Here is an 18,125-nt window from a genome sequence, read left to right as displayed (position 1 = left end):
GAACTCCTTATAAAAAAGAGGTTGGGACAAAAAATAAATCAGCAAATTCTCTAGGGTGAATTCTAGAGAATTTGCTGATTTTTCGTCTATATATATATTGAGTTCCTTTCCGGGGCTGCGTTCCGTGGGCGCGCTGTGAGCCTCCTCGTCGCAGGCTCCTGCGGGGTCTCACATTCCGACTTTTAATCCCACTGGAGTCAACCCCTACACTCAACTCAACTTTCTAACTAGTGAATTCTACTACTCTATTTTGTCCCAGCATGTTTTATTTTTTTCAAATTTCTACTTAAGGGGTTTCATCCTCTGAAGTAGAGTTGGTACCTGACGAGTTTTCACCGTCGCCTGGTTCCGTGGGTTCTTCGGTATCTCCAGCGCCGTCGACAGGTTCAGTTGGTTCTGTAGGCTCAGTTGGTTCCGTCGGTTCTTCCGTTCCTGCGTCTCCGCTACCACCATTCCCGCCTCCATTACCATTTCCGTTGCCATTACCGTTGCCATTTCCTTCGCCTTCACCTTCGTCAGGTTGTTCCTCTTCGTTCGGATCAGGCTGTTCCTCAGGCTCAGGTTCTTGCTCTTCAGCTAAAGTAATCGATACAGATGCAGGTGCACTTGAAATGCCTTCTGCTGAGGCTACCACACTAAATGTGTAGGTATTACCTGGCTGTAAATCACGGACAATGAGTCCTGTATCAGAAGTAGTGTCAAGTTCTTGCGCACCACCATCATTTACTTTAACTGTAACCGTAAAGTTAACATCATCAATACTGTCCGGTGCATTATAATTCCAACGTAAAGTTGCAGAAGAAGTTGCTTCATCAAAGTCAGCAGATAAACCGGAAGGAGCAGGTAATTCCGTTATTTCGTATTCTTCTGATACGGCTGTTGGTTCAGAGCCTCGCACGAATAATTCGGTTTTACGTAAACTAGTTGGCGTAAAATTACTAGCTAGTTGAAGGGGAGAGGTACCCACTTCAATAGTTGCTTCTACTACTGAATTCGGACGGCTAAAATCAGCTGCATTTGCTGAGATAGTAGTCATTAATTGTTTGAACATTTGTTGTGGTACTCGACGTTCTTCAGAAGTAGTCATCGGCTCACTACGTTTACTATTACCTGACCAGATAGCAACTGAATAATCAGTAGAATATCCAGCAAACCATGTATCTGGGAAAGAACCAGCAGGAAGGTTGTTTGCAGTAAACTCATCAGAACTATAATTGGATGTTCCTGATTTTCCTGCTAAATCCAATCCTGGGATAGCAGCTGTTTGACCAGTTCCGTTCTCATTTTCAAGAACGTCTCTTAACATATCGGTAACCATGTAAGCTGTAGAATCTTTCATGACAGGTTCTAGTTCTTTTTTAAGAACCTCTTCAGTTTCACCATCACGGTAAACAATCTTTTCAATTGCGTAAGGTTCTGCGTGGTAACCTCCGTTGGCAAATGCCCCGTAAGCTCCTGCAAGAGTCATTGGTGAAATACCTTCAATCCCGCCTAGTACGGAGGATTCATAAACATTTTCAATTCCAAACCCAAAGCGATTAATAAAGTCTCTAGAATTATCAAGCCCAACTTCACGCAGTGTTTTCACAGCTGGCGTGTTTTGTGAACGATATAAAGCTTCGCGCATAGTCATAGGCCCTAAATAACTATCAACAAAGTTGCGAACAACCTGATCGGTACCTGTATAGGTGATTTCCTCATCGACAACAGTTTGTCCAGTTGACCAATTTAGATTTTCAATGGCTGGTGCGTATGCGAGAAGGGGCTTCATTGTTGATCCAGGCTGGCGATCTTTGTTATCGTAGGCATAGTTCCAACCACGATTGGAATAATTGCGTGCTCCGCCTGAAGCGACAAGAGCTCCAGTCTTAGGGTCTACAACAGCAATACCCGCTTGCTGTTTTTCAGTCGCGTAGATATCTGAGTTGATGACTTCTTCCACTTTAGTCTGAACAGATGGGTTGAGCGTTGTGTGAACCGTGATCCCTTCAGAAAGTAGGGAAGGATCAATTTTATTCAATTCACTTTCGACGATATCTACGAATGCTTCGTATTTTAATTCTGAAGACGCTTGACGTTCTTCTTCAGCAATTAAAGTTTCAGTGACCGGGATAGCACGTGCTGCTTCAGCTTCTTCAGGAGTGATTTTTCCGTGTAGCTCCATAAGATGCAGAACAGTATTTCTACGTTTTTCAGCTAGCTCCGGATTTTTGACCGGATTGTAATTGTTTGGACTTTGCGGTATACCTGCAAGCATCGCTATTTCATGAAGTTCAAGTTCACTTAACTCTTTTCCATAAAAATAATCTGCTGCTGTCCCAAAACCATAATTACGACCAGACATTAGGATTTTGTTGAAATACATCTCAAAAATTTCTTCTTTATCATATGCACGTTCCAACTGGAAAGAGAGCCAAGCTTCTTGCGCTTTACGTTTCAATGTTTTTTCATTTTGCAAAAATGAGTTTTTTACAACTTGTTGTGTAATGGTTGATGCCCCTTGAGCACCAAAACCTTGTGTGACATTGGCAATTACGGCACTACCTAAGCGTAAAAAGTCCATTCCCATATGATCATAAAAGCGAACATCTTCCGTCGCTAAAATTGCATCTTCCATTTGCTGTGGAATATCGTTGTAATTAACATAGATACGATTTTCCGTTCCGGAAGTATAGAAGGCTTCACCATTAGCATCTAAAAATGTCGATGAAATAGGATCTTTTAAAGATGCCTCATCCAGTTCTGGTGCTGAACTTGCATAATAAACAAATAGTCCGAAGCCGCTGAGTAATCCGATTAGGCCAATGGCAACCAATGCTAGGAATATTTTTTTGAAGATTCCTTTTTTCCCTTTTTTCTTTGTTTTTGCTTTTTGTTGTTCAATTCTTCTTTGTTGTCGAGACTTTTGTTCATTCGTCACGAGTTTCATCCTCACTTTCCTTGCAGGTCACATATTGATCTACTGCTTTTAAATAGGGCACACGTGGTGTGTACCCCGGAATAATTTCAATACCAGCTTGCTCAAATTCTTCAAGTGTAATCGATTTACGACCACCTTGTTTCATTCGATCCCAATAAAAGTTTAATTTTTCACTACTCAAGAAAAAATACCGCTCAATTGACGAGAACGATACGAGAAGAAAAGCGATTCCTTGTTGTTGCCGAATTTGTTCCATATGCACGACTTGGTGTTCATGGACGTTTTGGAGCGGAAAAGACGTTTTGTTTTTCGTTTCTTTTGCTTCAAAATCCAAATACTTTCCATTATATACACCGTTATAATCGGTCGTTGAAGGTGTTCGGTAATAGGCCTCCCGGATAACTGCACGAGTTCTACCAGGATAATCTACTTTCACAATTTGAATAGGAATTGGCTTTTTATGGACAACTGCTAGCTGATGTTGTAAATAATAGTCATTCGTTTCATTGACTTCATCCTCTAACGTTTTTCCCCGATTACTAAACGAATAATCCTTTTTAGTAGGTTTATTTTTACTCTCACCTTTTGAGACAGGCTGATATTTTTTCCCACCAGGATATCGTATGCTCATCTGCAACACCTCTGTGCCTTAGTTTAGCATATTGAGTAGACGACTGACACGGGAAGAATGTTGCATTCGAATGTTTGTTCGCTTAACTAGTTGTTAAGAGCAACATTTGATATGATACTAAGAGAGAAGCGAACAGGAAGTGATTTTATGAATTTATTACTAATAACTAGTAAGCTTATTGAGGAATCAGAACAGTGTATAAAGCGTTTCGAACAGATGCGAGTAGAGGACCGGGCACCCGACTTTTTCGAAGAGGTCAAGCCTCACGTCCAACTAGTAGATGAACTCATTCAAAATTGGCGTGAACTTAGTCTTGCTTATATTCAACAATACAAACCAAAATACGTACATGTTTCCCAGATTAATGCCGCTGAAGAAGGTATGAAACAATATATCGTGCAATCATTTTACAAAGAAACTTCAAAAAAACGGTTTTATCAAAGTGTCCATGCCGTTCTGTACACATTAAAGACTTTGCAGACTGAATTGGAGAGTGATAAACATGACAGTGATCTCTCAATTACTTGATGAATGGGTTAAAGACCCAAAAAAGAAACAGCAGATTAAAGCCATCCATGTTATTGAACCACGCGAAGCGAAGGCGGTACCCTTTCCGAGTGATTTAGATGCTAGTCTCGTGCAAGCGCTGCAGAAAAAAGGCATTCATGAACTATACACACACCAAGCAAGTGCCTATCAACATGCTCGCGCAGGCGAGTCATTTACTGCCATCACACCAACAGCTTCTGGAAAATCACTCTGTTATCATCTGCCTGTCTTGCAAACAATTATGGAAGATTCTAAAAGTAGAGCCATCTATTTATTTCCTACAAAGGCGTTGGCACAAGACCAAAAGACAGATGTGAATGATTTAATTGAAGCAACAGGTAAACAAATCAATAGTTACACCTATGACGGAGACACTGAACCCGGTATTCGCCGAAAAGTGCGAACAAACGGGAATATCATTTTAACCAATCCCGATATGTTGCATTCAGGCATTTTACCCCACCACACAAAGTGGGTGTCTATGTTTGAAAACTTGAAATTTATCATTATTGATGAGATGCACACGTACAAGGGAGTGTTCGGTTCTCATGTTGCACATGTCATTCGTCGCTTAAAAAGAATTTGTGCTTTTTATGGAAGTCATCCGGTAATCATCTGTACTTCAGCAACAATTCAAAATCCAAAAGAACTAGCAGATTCTTTAACACATGAGGATCACGTCGTGTTAACTAATAACGGAGCTCCATCAGGGACAAAGTATTTTATGTTCTACAATCCTCCAATTGTTCATCCTACTTACAATGTTAGAAGAAATGCAGTGCTTGAAGTGAGAGACCTCGCGCAGGAGTTGTATGCCAAACGACTGCAGACAATCATTTTTGCAAAAAGTCGTGTGCGTGTTGAAATGCTGGTCACGTATTTAAAAGCATTGGTAAGTAAAAAAATAAATGATCGGTCGATTCAAGGATACCGAGGTGGGTATCTACCTTCCGAGCGTCGAGAAATTGAAAAAGGACTTCGGGATGGAGAAATACGCACTGTCATTAGCACTAACGCTTTAGAGCTAGGTGTCGACATTGGTCAATTACAAGTTTGTATTATGACTGGCTATCCAGGCAATATCGCAAGCGCTTGGCAACAAGCAGGAAGAGCGGGAAGAAGACAGGGAGAATCCTTGGTCATTTATGTGGCGCAATCCACTGCACTCGATCAATACGTCGTTGACAATCCTGACTATTTATTAGGGCAATCTCCAGAGGAAGTCCGAATCTTTCCTGAAAATATGTTGATTTTAATGGACCATTTAAAGTGTGCGGCATTTGAATTGCCGTTTGAAAAACAAGAAGATTACGCAGAGTATCATGTGACACCGCTACTAGAGATGTTGAAAGACGAAGATGTCTTACTTGAGACTGCAGACAAATGGCATTGGATGGCTGAGAGTTTCCCAGCTAGTAATATCTCATTACGTTCAGCCTCACAGGATAACGTCATCATTATTGATCAATCTATTCCAACCAAAACAAGAGTAATAGGAGAAATGGATTTGTTCAGTGCGATGACATTGCTGCATGAAGAAGCCATCTACTTACATCAAGGCACCCAGTTTCAAGTGGAATTACTTGATTGGGATGAAAAGAAAGCTTATGTGACGGAAGTAGATGTAGACTATTTCACAGATGCCAACATCGCTGTAGAAATGAAAGTTTTATCTAAAGATAAACATCGGGTGCAAAATAATGTAGAAATGCATTTCGGTGATATTATTGTGCTAGCCCATCCTACGCTTTTCAAAAAAATAAAATTTGATACGCACGATAATATCGGTTCGGGAACCATTGACTTGCCACCACTTGAACTTCACACAAGCGCAACGTGGATCACATTTAGTAAGCCGACTAATGGGAATCTGCATTTGTTTTCAGATGCCATGGTTGGAGCTGCCTATGCATTGCACTCTTTTATCCCGCTGTTTTTAGATTGTGATCGAAAAGATGTTCATGTGGTACCCCAGATGAAATCTATCCTGGATCAACAACCTACTTTCTTTATTTATGACAGTTACCCTGGAGGGATTGGTCTTTCAGAGCGCATGTTAGATCGTTTTGAAGAGTTAGTAGAAGAAACCTCTTCACAAGTAACGGCTTGTCCTTGCCTAGACGGATGCCCTGCTTGTATCGGTGCTCAAGAGGCCAACGTCGGGTTAAAAGAAGAAGTGCTTCTGTTACTTAAAAATTTGGTGAGTGATCAACATGTCTTATGAAAAAAAGTTATTAGCCATGAAGGGGTTAGTAAAGAAACAACCTGAACGACTAGCTGAGACGAATTCGCCACCACCGGTTATAAAAAAATACAAAGAGTGGAAAGCTGCAGGATATGAGTTAATGGAAACTGATGCAGGAGATTATTATAAAATCAGTACCTTCTTTCCAAATAGCTATCTTCATGGGAAGGTCCAGTTTTATCAACTTTCTAAATTGGTCCAAAAGGTAAAGGAAATGTTTCCAGGCCACCCACTGACACCGCATCCCGAGAGCAAGCTCTTTTTTTATGACACAGAAACTACAGGCTTAAAAGGTGCAGGTGTGCATATCTTTTTAAATGGTGTGTTGTTTCAGACAGAAGCAGGCTTTCAACTCGACCAATACTTATTAGCTTCTCCTGAATACGAAGTCGCGTTTTTACAGGCACTGCCTTTTGCTGAGCAAGACACACTGATCACTTACAACGGCAAGAGTTTTGACATTCCGCAATTAGAAGTGCGCTGGACAATGAACCGTAAGAAACTAAAACCGTTTCCTGGAGTTCTGCAAATTGATTTATTGCATGGCAGTAAGCGATTGTGGAAAGGGCAGCAACAACGCTTCAAACTCCAAGATATGGAGAAAGAGCATCTGGGGTTCCATCGGGAAGACGATATGCCGGGTCACTTAGCTCCCATCGTCTATATGGATGCATTGCGTTCAGGGAATACGGAAAACTTAGATCGCATTCTAGAGCACAATAAGTGGGATTTACTATCACTCGTCTCTCTCTACATTCATTCTCTTCGTCATCTACTCGATGAATCCTCAGAGAGTACATCTAAAACGGAGTTGAATTTAGCCAAATGGTTGAAAGACCTGAAATTGCTTCCCCATAGTCGCGCGTTGTATGAAAAAGTGACAGAGCGCTATGAACAACAAGATATTCCACACGCCTATTATTATTTGTCGCTGCTTCAAAAACGAGAAGGTGCGTTTGCCGAGAGTTTAGAGCTGATGCAAGTGGCTGCCAAAGAATTACAGGGTGTTGAAAAGCTAGAAGCCCTTATCCATTGTGCCAAACTGCTGGAGCACCAATTGAAAGAATATGAAAATGCAAAATTCGTTGTCATTCAAGCAAAGACTCAACTGTTAACTTTGACAGCCACTCTTCCAAAAGAGAAGCTTGCTCTTTACTTACAAGATCTAAAAAATCGAGATGCTCGTATTGCAAGGAAAATCATTTCCCGGGAAAGCGCAGCTTTCGACAAATAGATAGGTGCGGCGCATGTTCGTATGCTATAATGAAGCCAATCACCAAAGGATGGAAGGAAGATGGGTATGGCGATTCAATTCAAAACAAGTGACATTTTAGAGAAACAATTTAAAACAACCATGCGTGGCTACAGTCAAGAAGAAGTAGACGCATTTTTAGATGAAATCATTAAAGACTATGAACAATTCGATAAACGCATTCAAGAGCTTGAAAAAGATAATCGTGACCTACGTACACAGATTGAAGATGCACCTCGAGCAACACCAGCACCGCAAACTTCTACAAATTTTGATATTCTCAAACGCTTATCAAATTTAGAAAAACACGTATTTGGCGACAAGCTTTACGATTGATAAGTGCTTGTATTACGGCACTAAATAACGTATACTCGATTGTGGCCTTCTATTCAGGCAATCGCTGCACACTTTATGTGTAGAGGAAAGTCCATGCTCGCACAGTTCTGAGATGACTGTAGTGTTCGTGCCTCGTGAAGTCATAAACGAGGGCAGCTTGCCAGCTGACGGCAGAGAAACTACCTACGTCTTTCGAGATACGGTACAGTACTCTTGAAAGTGCCACAGTGACGAAGTCTTATTGGAAACGGTAAGAGTGGAACGCGGTAAACCCCACGAGCGAGAAACCCAAATTATGGTAGGGGCATTTCCATGAAGGAATTGAACAGATTGGAAGACGGCTTGTCCGTAGATAGATGATTGCCACCCAGTATGTACGAGGGATTTTCCCGTTTGAGTACATGGGAGACAAAACATGGCTTATCGAATAGAAGGTTTTATGATAAAACAGCACAGCTCTCCATTGCGGGGAGTTTTTTCTCTTTATATACAACTATAAACAAGGAGTGGATAGCGACGTGAAATACAAATTACTGGCAACTGCTGCAATGGGTCTAGAAGGAATCGTAGCAGACGAATTAAAGGATTTAGGTTTTGAAACGCAAACTGAAAACGGCAAAGTATTTTTTGAAGGCGATGAGGAAGCAATCGCACGCACAAATATTTGGCTACGTGTAGCGGACCGAGTCAAATTAGTCGTTGGCGAATTTCCTGCCAAAACATTTGATCAATTATTTGAGGGAACAAAGGCATTGCCATGGGAAAATTATTTACCAGTCGATGCGAACTTCCCTGTGAGTGGAAAAAGCGTCAAATCAACTCTCTACAGTGTTCCAGATTGTCAAAGTATCGTGAAAAAAGCTATTGTAGAACGTTTGAAATCAGCCTACAAACGCATGAGCTACTTAGATGAATCAGGAGCTCGATATAAGATTGAAGTAAGCATTTTAAAAGATAAAGTTCTTTTAACTATGGACACTAGTGGTGCGGGCCTTCACAAACGTGGTTATCGCACAACACAAGGAGACGCCCCACTTAAAGAAACGTTGGCAGCCGCATTAGTGAAAGTTTCAAAATGGAGTCCTCAACGTCCTTTTGTTGATCCATTCTGTGGTTCAGGAACATTGTGTATTGAAGCAGCCATGATTGGTCAAAATATAGCACCTGGTTACAACCGCGAATTCGACGCAGAACAGTGGGCTTGGATAAAACCAGCAGTATGGGACAAGGTTCGTGAGGAAGCTGATACACAAGCAGATTATGATCAAGAGCTGACGATTTTAGGGACAGATATCGACCATCGCATGATTGAGATTGCTAAATCCAATGCACTCGAAGCAGGCTTTGCAGATATTATTGAATTCAAACAAATGCAGGCTACTGATTTCACTACCCGATTAGACAACGGTGTGATTGTGAGCAACCCGCCTTACGGTGAGCGAATTGGAGAAGTAGAGGAAATTGAAAAAGCTATTTCTGAGTTCGGCTACGTAATGACAAAATATCCTTCTTGGTCAGTTTATTTATTGTCTTCTATGGAAAACTTAGAGACTGTGTACGGAAAGAAAGCTACTAAGAAACGGAAATTATTCAATGGATTTATTCGCACGGACTACTATCAATTTTGGGGTCAACGCGTCTAATCAGAAAACTAAACAGAAATGAGTGGAGTTATGCGTAAAAATATCCCCTTTGAATTAACAAAGGATCAATCATTCTATCAATCCTTATCCAATTGGTTAGGGGATATCTTTTATGAGACTCTCCCTGACAATGGCTATGAAATAAGAGATGAACAAGTCTACATGGCCTTCCAAATTGAAAAAGCACTGCAATCGAAATCTGTGCTATTTGCAGAGGCAGGAGTAGGAACTGGTAAAACCATGGCCTATTTGTTACCTTCCATTGCGTATGCGCGTTACACAGGAAAACCTGTAATAATCGCTTGTTCAGATGAAGCATTAATCGAACAGCTCATCAAACCTGAAGGAGATATTTCCCGCTTATCAGAGCTTCTCAATTTATCTATTGATGTGCGCTTGGCAAAATCACGAGAAGAATATTTGTGTCTTCAACGCTTAGATGAACAACGTCGTGGTTTTGATGCGCCAGAATTTGTTGATGATATCGATGATTTGCTACCAGAGTTTGTTTTTGGGGGCTCTTCCCTACAAAAAGTCTATCCCTACGGAGACCGGAAAGAGTTTAGTTTCCTAACGGATGAGCAGTGGAAACTTGTCAATTACCATCCAGTACAACAATGTTCTATTTGCGAAATTAAAAATCAATGTGGCCAAACGATTTCTCGCCAATTCTATCGCCAGGCGACAGATTTGGTTATCTGTTCTCATGAGTTCTTAATGGAACATTTGTGGACGGCAGATTCTCGTAAGCGTCAAGAGCAGTTGCCACTATTACCAGATGCTTCTGCAATCGTCTTAGATGAGGGCCATCTTATTGAATTCGCGGCACAAGAAGCATTCACTTTAAAAATTCAAAGTGAATCTCTCCTTGATTTACTTGAAAAGGCGAGAGTAGAAGGGTTACGCCCTAAAACTCTTCAGTATTTAGACATTTTAGAAGAGGCACATTTAGCATTTTTTGAGTTACTCCGATCGTCTATTGAAAATGACCTTTTAGAAAAAATGACGATTCAACATACGCCTGAATTAAATGCAGCTAGCGGAGTCCTCATCAAAACAGTGGAAGCCCTACTTGAAGAATTCGTCTTTGAAGGAGAATTACACTCCATTGATTCTTATGATATGAAGTTGATGGAAGAATATTTAGAAGACTATTTACAAGCCTTCAAACTATTTACAGAGGATAACGAAGCGATTGACTGGGTAGAGGAAGTAGATGGAATTGAGACATTAGCGATCATGCCTGAGTTAGTGGATGAACAGCTTGCTGAAAAGTTATTTAACAACACGCTTCCAATAATTTTCTCATCTGCAACTTTGAGTGTTGATCAAACATTTGATTATCTAGCAGGTAATTTAGGAATTGCCAATTACCAATCCTTACAAGTTGCATCGCCTTTTGATTATGAAGAGGTTATGTCGATTCGTGTGTCATCTCCTTTTGATAAGAATGACTATGTGATGGAGTTGCTACAAAATCAAGAGCCAACACTTCTATTATTTGCCACTAAAGAATCATTTGAACAATTCCAACTGATGCATTCATTCGAAGATATATTATTCGAGGGAGATCAAGAAATGAGCACGTTGATTGAAGCTTATAAAGCTAAACCTTCTGTTCTAGCATCTTACTCTTTATGGGAAGGTCTTGATTTACCAGAAGAGCTACTGACACGTGTCATAATTTATGATCTACCATTCCCTCCAAATGATCCGATTTTTAATGCAAAACGAGCAGCTTCCTTCCAGCCGTTTGAAGAAGTCGATTTGCCATTTATGAAAATGCGGATGAAACAGGGTGTTGGACGGTTGATCAGAACAGAAAAGGACCGTGGTTCAATTGAAATCCTTGTATCAGAATCGGAAAAAGAATACTTACACGAGCTAGAGCAGGAACTTCCTGTTAAGCCACAATAAAGGGGTATCCGGTATGAATGAGCAACGTCAACAATTGTATAGACGTACTGCACTTCTTGGTGTAGTCACTGAGAAACAAGGCAACACCACGACTTATGCAAAAGCTAAGAAGTTTGGCCAAAAGTTGTTCACCGAGACTTTAACCATTGCATTTGCTGGACATTTCTCTGCGGGGAAGTCCAGCATGATCAACGAGTTGATTGGTGAAAATTTGCTTGCAACGAGCCCTATTCCAACATCTGCCAATATCGTAACCATCCAGAAGTCTGATCAGTGGAAGGCTTATGTTCATTTCATGAATGGAGATCTAGCTGTTGCAGAACAAGAGCTTGAAGTAGCTAACTTAAAAAAAATGGCGAAAGATGGTCAATCCGTTCGCAAAATTGAGCTCTTTCATCCTGAAACGAAGCTTCCAAAAGATGTGGTTCTCATGGATACGCCAGGTGTCGATTCAACAGATGATGCGCACAGGCTCTCTACTGAATCAGAGCTTCATTTAGCCGACCTAGTGTTTTACGTAATGGATTACAATCACGTCCAATCTGAACTTAATTTTACGTTTACAAAAGATTTGATGCGCACAAATCCAAATGTTTATTTAATCATTAATCAGATGGACAAGCACCGTGAAGAAGAATTGTCTCTTAAAGGCTTTAAACAATCCGTTAAAACTGCTTTTGAAAGTTGGAATGTTTTTCCGAAAGGGATATTCTTCACGTCTTTGCGTGATTCAAAAACGTATTCTGTAGAAGATGTTAAAGATGTCATTCAGACTGCACTTGCGGATAAAGAACAAGTGCTTGAAATGAGCACGCAAGGTACATTACAGAAATTGCTTTTAGAACATGAGACTTTCTTACGTGAAGATCAAGAAGATCTTGCTAGTACATATGAAGAACTTTTTTCACCCCAAGAATGGCAAGAGAAAAAAACAACTTATGATGCTGTTAAGCTATCATTGCAATCGTTTGAATTACTTGATTTTGCAAAATGGATAGAAGAATTACATCTTGAGGTTCAACAGTTACTTGCAAATGCTTACCTTATGACACCAGACGTGAGGGACCGTATCCAATTATATGCAGAGGCTAGTCAACCAGGTTTTAAATTAGGCTTTTTTAGTTCTAAGAAAAAGATAGAGGAAGAGCGAGAGGCAAGACTAAAAGCGGCCACCCAATTGATGCAAGAGGTATTTGACCAAACGACCATGCCTCATATCCAAAGACTTATTGATCGCTATGCACAAGTCATTCAAACCGATAGCTCTTATATTTCTATTAAAATGGATCCTACAGTACTATCTAATGAGTTTAAAGCGGGTACGAGTGCTAGTGGCGATGGCTTATTGCAATTCTCCTCTAGAATTGAACAAGCGTTTAAGCGATTTATCTTAAAAACAACGACTGATTGGGCAGATGAGCGACTTGCTGAGTCAGATGGTGAGACAGTGTTATCAGAAGACGACCAGTTAAAAAAACAGGCGCTTACTAGACGCAAGATGGCGTTGGAACAATGGTTTGGAAGCGAAGAACGCTTGGCTGACTACTCTCTTCAAATGAAGTCTCCAAATGAGCAATTACAGCAAGATCGCATGAATCTTTTACACTCGTGGGAGCAAAATTATGCGAGTTTTTACGCAAATGCACAACCACTGTCTATTGCTGAAGAAATCGAAAAAGTAGTGGATGTGAAACAGCAATTTGTGGAACAAAAATCCTCGGATTTAAGTGAAGTCGCTATTGTGAAAAAGGCTGAGCAGGTGAGTTTGCAGTTGCAAGATATCAGCAACTTCCAAGATGCCGTGAGAGAGCTTAAACAAAAAATTAACCGAATTACCAATCGTTCCTTTACAATTGCTCTATTTGGAGCTTTCTCAGCAGGAAAATCAAGTTTTTCAAATGCTTTATTAGGAGACTCTGTTTTACCTGTCTCTCCAAATCCTACAACGGCTTCCATTAATAAAATTGCCCCGACTGGTGACAATCAGCCACATCGGCATGCAAATGTGGAATTCAAAACGAAAGAAGATTTGGTAGCTGAATTAAAAGCTATGGTTACTCCCCATGGCGATGACTGCCAGTCATTAGAAGAGTTGATAAGTAAAGCTCCTCAATTTTTGGAAAAACCTCTAGATGAAACAAAGAAATCCTTCATTCGTGCATTTTTAGCGGGTATTCAAGATCAAATCGAGTACCTAGGAACAACACGTTTAGTAGATCATGATAGTTTTACAGAATATGTAGCGGTAGAGTCAAAAAGCTGTTTTGTTGAGACGATTACGTATTTCTACGACTGTGAATTAACACGTGCTGGTGTAACGTTAGTCGATACTCCTGGTGCTGACTCAATAAATGCGCGCCATACGGGTGTAGCATTTGATTACATTCGCAATGCAGATGCGGTGTTATTCATCACCTATTATAATCATGCGTTTGCTAAAGCTGATCGCGAATTTTTGATTCAGCTAGGCCGAGTAAAAGATTCATTTGAACTTGATAAAATGTTCTTTATTGTCAATGCGATCGATCTTGCAAACTCTGAACAGGAGAAACAAGAAGTAATTGATTATGTAGGTCAAGAACTGACTCAATTTGGTATTCGTTTTCCAAGGCTTTATGGTGTCTCTAGCCTTCAAGCTCTTAAAGAGAAAAAAACGAATGAATTTTTGGCTAGCGGGATGCCTGAATTTGCCGAAGCCTTCCAAGCTTTTCTACGCAACGAGCTTTTGGATGTGATTCTACAGGCTACTGCAGAACAAACTTCTAATTTGATTGAACAATTCTCAAATTTGATTGAATCAACCGAACAAAACATGCTGCGTAAACCGCAACGTTTGGCGGAACTTGCAGAACTTGAACAGCAGGTAAGAGCGCGCTATACAAAAAACAGTTCTCCATCAACACGGACTGCGCTTCTGAATGAAGTAGATACTCTTATTTATTATTTAAAGCAGCGCTTATTTTATCGCTACCCAGACTTTTTCAAAGAAGCTTTTAATCCTTCACGATTTGCTGGAAAAGATGCGAAACAAGCGTTTGAAGAGTCTTTGGCCGAAGTTGTGTCTAGCATTCAGTTTGATGCATCGCAAGAACTGCGAGTTACTAATTTGCGACTTCAACAAGCAATCGAAAAAGCCGTGCGGGAGTTTGAACGACAAGAATCTACATTTTTACATGAACAACCGGCTGCATTTTCGGTCAGCTCACTTGAATTAAAGGCACCTAAACTTCTTGAATTCGAAAAACCTAAATTACCTCTCGAACAATATGGAACTTTACGTAGTCACTATAAAAATGCTAAACGTTTCTTTGAAAAGAATGAGAAGAAAGAAGTGCAAAACGCACTCGAAACAAAAATGAAAAGTGATTTAGAGAGTCAGTTTGAAGTGGAAAAAACACGTCTTAAAAATTGGACAGATGCTCTTTTTAGTGAAATTATGGAACGTTTAAAGTTACGTTTTTTGCAATCAACTGTGGCTACACTGCAAACAGAACGTGATCTTCTTGAACAGCAGCAAACGTTAGCGATGTGGAAAGAAAAACGAAAATTGCTCTAGGAGGATGACAATGATCATTACGAAGGATTTACATGAGCTTCCGAAAACTACTACTCGTTTTATCGATACACGATTTGATTTGCAAAACACAACGTGGGGGGGAGACGCCTACCAACAAGATCACATACAAGGTGCTGTGTATTGGCACCTTGAAGATCATTTGTCTGATATGGCTAGTGATAAAGGGCGGCATCCCGCACCATCCAAGGATCATATGAGCCAATTAATTCAAAAATCCGGCCTAAGCTATGAGGATGAGATTATTGTTTATGATCAGGGGAATGCTCCTTTTGCTTCGCGAGCAGTCGTATTGCTTCTTTGGGCTGGTTTTACAAAAGTTTCTCTCGCGCGTGAGGGATACAATCGCTTGAAAGAAGTCTATCCAGTTGAAGGCGGTACGGCTTGGTATCCAGCAACAGATCAACAACTACACTTTAATGATTCACTACTGGTAGATCAGGAAGACGTTAAAACTCATATCGCTCATTCCGGTGTGTTGGTAGATGCTAGGTCATTTGAACGCTACCGAGGAATTGTTGAACCGATTGATAAAGTCGCAGGGCACATACCAACTGCTCAAAATTTTGATTGGGAACAACTGAAAACGGAAAAGGGATTGATGACTAGTAAAGAAGCAGAGTCTCTGTTACTAAACTTTCCAAAAGACGAAACGATTGTGACGTATTGCGGTAGTGGAGTCACGGCATCACCTCTTACAATCGCCCTTCTTGAAAATGGTAGACATCAAACAAAGCTTTATACAGGAAGCTATAGTGACTGGATTCAAACGAACGAAATTGAGACAAGTAAATAAACTTGTCACTCATCCAATCCTATAGTATAATGGGAAAATTGTAATGAGGATGAAATGAGGGACACTATATAATGAAAAATTCTATTTATAGCCTGACAAAAGATCAACTAACAGATTGGTTGCTTGAACGAGGTCAGAAAAAATTTCGTGCAGAACAAGTTTGGAACTGGTTATATGTGAAACGCGTTCAGTCTTTTGAAGAAATGAATAACGTCAATAAAGAGTGTTTACAACTTCTAAGCGATCACTTTGTGATGCAGACGTTAAGAGAGACTGTCAAACAAGAATCAGCAGATGGCACAATTAAGTTCTTATTCCAACTAGAAGACGGTAACCTAATTGAAACGGTTCTTATGCGTTTCCACTACGGCCTCTCTGTTTGTGTAACAACTCAAGTTGGTTGTAATATCGGATGTAGTTTCTGTGCAAGCGGACTTTTAAAGAAAAGCCGTGATTTAAATGCAGGAGAAATCGTGGGTCAAATCATGAAAGTGCAAGAACATTTAGATGCAGCAGGGAAACAAGAACGCGTTAGTCATATCGTCGTAATGGGAATCGGAGAACCATTTGATAACTATTCTAACTTGATGGACTTCTTACATGTAGTCAATGATCAAAAAGGATTGTCTATTGGTGCTCGCCATATCACAGTATCAACTAGTGGTCTTGCTAAGAAAATTCGTGAGTTCGCAGATGAGCAGACGCAAGTGAATTTAGCCGTATCTCTTCATGCGCCAAATGATGAATTACGTAGCAACATTATGATCATCAACAAAGCGTTCCCGATTGAAAAACTGATGGATTCGGTCGATTATTACCTAGAAAAAACGAATCGTCGTATCACGTTTGAGTATATTCTTCTTCGCGACGTCAATGATCATGTAGAAGAAGCTAAGCAGTTGGCAGATTTGCTTGATAACAAACGTCATCTCTCGTATGTGAATTTAATTCCATACAACCCAGTAGATGAACACGGTCAATACCAACGAAGTACTCCTGAAGCGATTGATGCATTTTTCCAGACTCTGAAAAAACGTGGAATCAACTGTGGCGTTCGTACAGAACAAGGAACTGATATCGATGCAGCTTGTGGGCAGCTACGTAGTAAACAAATTAAAAAAGAAAAAGTTACAAACTAAATGGATCAGCAGAGATATTATCTCTGCTGATTTTTTTATTTGTATTATTTCTGATAATTCCATTGACTTTAAATTGGATAGGCGGTAATATTGCATTTATAATACTTTGTCGCTTCAACGCGCTAAAGTTTAAGGGGGATATTTAAATGAACTGGAAAAAATCAATCGGCGTACTTGCATTATCGTCCACGTTATTACTTGCAGCATGTGGAGAATCATCACAAGGAGCAGAAGACAAAGTGACGATCGGTGTCACGCAAATTGTGGAGCATCCTTCATTAAATGCCGCATTTGAAGGATTTCAAAAAGCTTTAGAAGACGCGGGTATTGATGCTGACTACCAAATTGAAAATGCACAAAATGATACGAGTGCTAATACTACGATAGCTACGAACTTGGTCAGCGCTGAAGTAGATTTGATCTTTGCAAATTCAACACCAAGTGCTCAGGCAGTTGCAAGTGCAACCTCTGAGATTCCGATTGTCTTCACTTCGGTGACAGATGCCGTAAGCGCAGAACTTGTGGAGTCCATGGAATCTCCTGGTGGCAATGTTACAGGAACAGTTGACACACAACCAGAAGCAATTCCAAACACAATGAAATTCCTGAAAGATAACTTAAATGCCGCGACTGTTGGAATGGTATTCAACTCCGGTGAGCAGAATTCACGCGCACAAGTGGATCGTGTGAAAGAAGAAGCAGCTAAAGTGGGTATCGAAATTGCAGAAGCTTCTGTAGCGACTTCCGCAGAGGTTAAACAAGCAACAGAATCTTTGATCGGAAAAGTCGATGCACTCTACATCATTACAGATAATACAGTTGTCTCTGCTTTAGAATCTGTTATTTCTGTAGCAAACGACAATGAATTGCCAGTAATGGTTGGAGAGTTTGATTCAGTAGCACGTGGAGGACTTGGGGCTTACGGTTTTGACTACTTTGATATTGGTTACGAAGCTGGTGAGATGGCCGCACAGATTTTAGCTGGTGAAAAAACACCTGCAGATCTACCTGTACAATATCCGCAAAATGTGAAATTTGTAGTGAACCAAAACGTAGCAGATACTTTAGGTCTTGAAATTGATGAGAGCTGGAATGCTGAAATCGTCGAATAGAAAAGGGGAAT

12 protein-coding genes and 1 other RNA gene are annotated in these 18,125 nt (G+C 40.4%); 11 read left to right on the top strand and 2 right to left on the bottom strand.

From position 1 onward, the window contains the following. Positions 1–286: 286 nt before the first annotated feature. Together MKY84_RS09085 and recU are read right to left on the bottom strand one after the other, a co-directional pair. Positions 287–2,920, bottom strand: a complete 2,634-nt coding sequence (locus MKY84_RS09085) for a PBP1A family penicillin-binding protein (RefSeq protein WP_342525688.1) — start codon at positions 2,918–2,920, stop codon at positions 287–289. Next, positions 2,910–3,551 (bottom strand): Holliday junction resolvase RecU, encoded by a 642-nt coding sequence (gene recU, locus MKY84_RS09080; RefSeq protein ID WP_342525687.1) that lies wholly within the window; start codon positions 3,549–3,551, stop codon positions 2,910–2,912. The genes MKY84_RS09085 and recU overlap by 11 nt, the downstream gene beginning before the upstream one ends. A 147-nt stretch (positions 3,552–3,698) precedes the next feature. Between recU and MKY84_RS09075 the strand changes: the two genes are divergently transcribed. The 11 genes from MKY84_RS09075 (at position 3,699) to MKY84_RS09025 (ending at position 18,114) form a co-directional block, all read left to right on the top strand. Further along, on the top strand, positions 3,699–4,079 hold the full coding sequence (locus MKY84_RS09075; protein WP_342525685.1) for a YppE family protein: 381 nt from the start codon (positions 3,699–3,701) through the stop codon (positions 4,077–4,079). After that, positions 4,054–6,324 (top strand): DEAD/DEAH box helicase, encoded by a 2,271-nt coding sequence (locus MKY84_RS09070; protein ID WP_342525683.1) that lies wholly within the window; start codon positions 4,054–4,056, stop codon positions 6,322–6,324. The genes MKY84_RS09075 and MKY84_RS09070 overlap by 26 nt, the downstream gene beginning before the upstream one ends. Beyond that, positions 6,314–7,579, top strand: a complete 1,266-nt coding sequence (locus MKY84_RS09065; protein ID WP_342525682.1) for a ribonuclease H-like domain-containing protein — start codon at positions 6,314–6,316, stop codon at positions 7,577–7,579. The genes MKY84_RS09070 and MKY84_RS09065 overlap by 11 nt, the downstream gene beginning before the upstream one ends. Positions 7,580–7,645: 66 nt before the next feature. Beyond that, positions 7,646–7,933 carry a cell division regulator GpsB gene (gene gpsB, locus MKY84_RS09060; RefSeq protein WP_342525681.1) on the top strand — a complete coding sequence of 96 codons (288 nt, stop codon included), beginning with the start codon at positions 7,646–7,648 and terminating at the stop codon, positions 7,931–7,933. A gap of 49 nt (positions 7,934–7,982) precedes the next feature. Beyond that, positions 7,983–8,361, top strand: an RNA gene (gene rnpB, locus MKY84_RS09055) — RNase P RNA component class B. A gap of 120 nt (positions 8,362–8,481) precedes the next feature. Beyond that, positions 8,482–9,576 carry a class I SAM-dependent RNA methyltransferase gene (locus MKY84_RS09050; protein WP_342528877.1) on the top strand — a complete coding sequence of 365 codons (1,095 nt, stop codon included), beginning with the start codon at positions 8,482–8,484 and terminating at the stop codon, positions 9,574–9,576. Between the two features lie 30 nt (positions 9,577–9,606). Next, entirely contained in the window at positions 9,607–11,493 is a 1,887-nt protein-coding gene (locus tag MKY84_RS09045) for an ATP-dependent DNA helicase (protein ID WP_342525680.1), read from the top strand. Between the two features lie 13 nt (positions 11,494–11,506). Beyond that, positions 11,507–15,049 carry a dynamin family protein gene (locus MKY84_RS09040; protein WP_342525679.1) on the top strand — a complete coding sequence of 1,181 codons (3,543 nt, stop codon included), beginning with the start codon at positions 11,507–11,509 and terminating at the stop codon, positions 15,047–15,049. Positions 15,050–15,059: 10 nt separating this feature from the next. After that, positions 15,060–15,863 carry a rhodanese-like domain-containing protein gene (locus MKY84_RS09035; RefSeq protein ID WP_342525677.1) on the top strand — a complete coding sequence of 268 codons (804 nt, stop codon included), beginning with the start codon at positions 15,060–15,062 and terminating at the stop codon, positions 15,861–15,863. 71 nt (positions 15,864–15,934) lie between these two features. After that, complete coding sequence (rlmN, locus tag MKY84_RS09030; protein ID WP_342525676.1) at positions 15,935–17,002, top strand: 23S rRNA (adenine(2503)-C(2))-methyltransferase RlmN; 1,068 nt, start codon at positions 15,935–15,937, stop codon at positions 17,000–17,002. Between the two features lie 146 nt (positions 17,003–17,148). Continuing rightward, complete coding sequence (locus MKY84_RS09025; RefSeq protein ID WP_342525674.1) at positions 17,149–18,114, top strand: ABC transporter substrate-binding protein; 966 nt, start codon at positions 17,149–17,151, stop codon at positions 18,112–18,114. Positions 18,115–18,125 lie beyond the last annotated feature (11 nt).

The sequence above is a fragment of the Chryseomicrobium sp. FSL W7-1435 genome, assembly GCF_038595005.1.
GTDB lineage: Bacteria > Bacillota > Bacilli > Bacillales_A > Planococcaceae > Chryseomicrobium.
The sequence above is the reverse complement of the archived record's forward strand: the minus strand, read 5'-3'. Positions and strand labels throughout refer to the sequence as shown.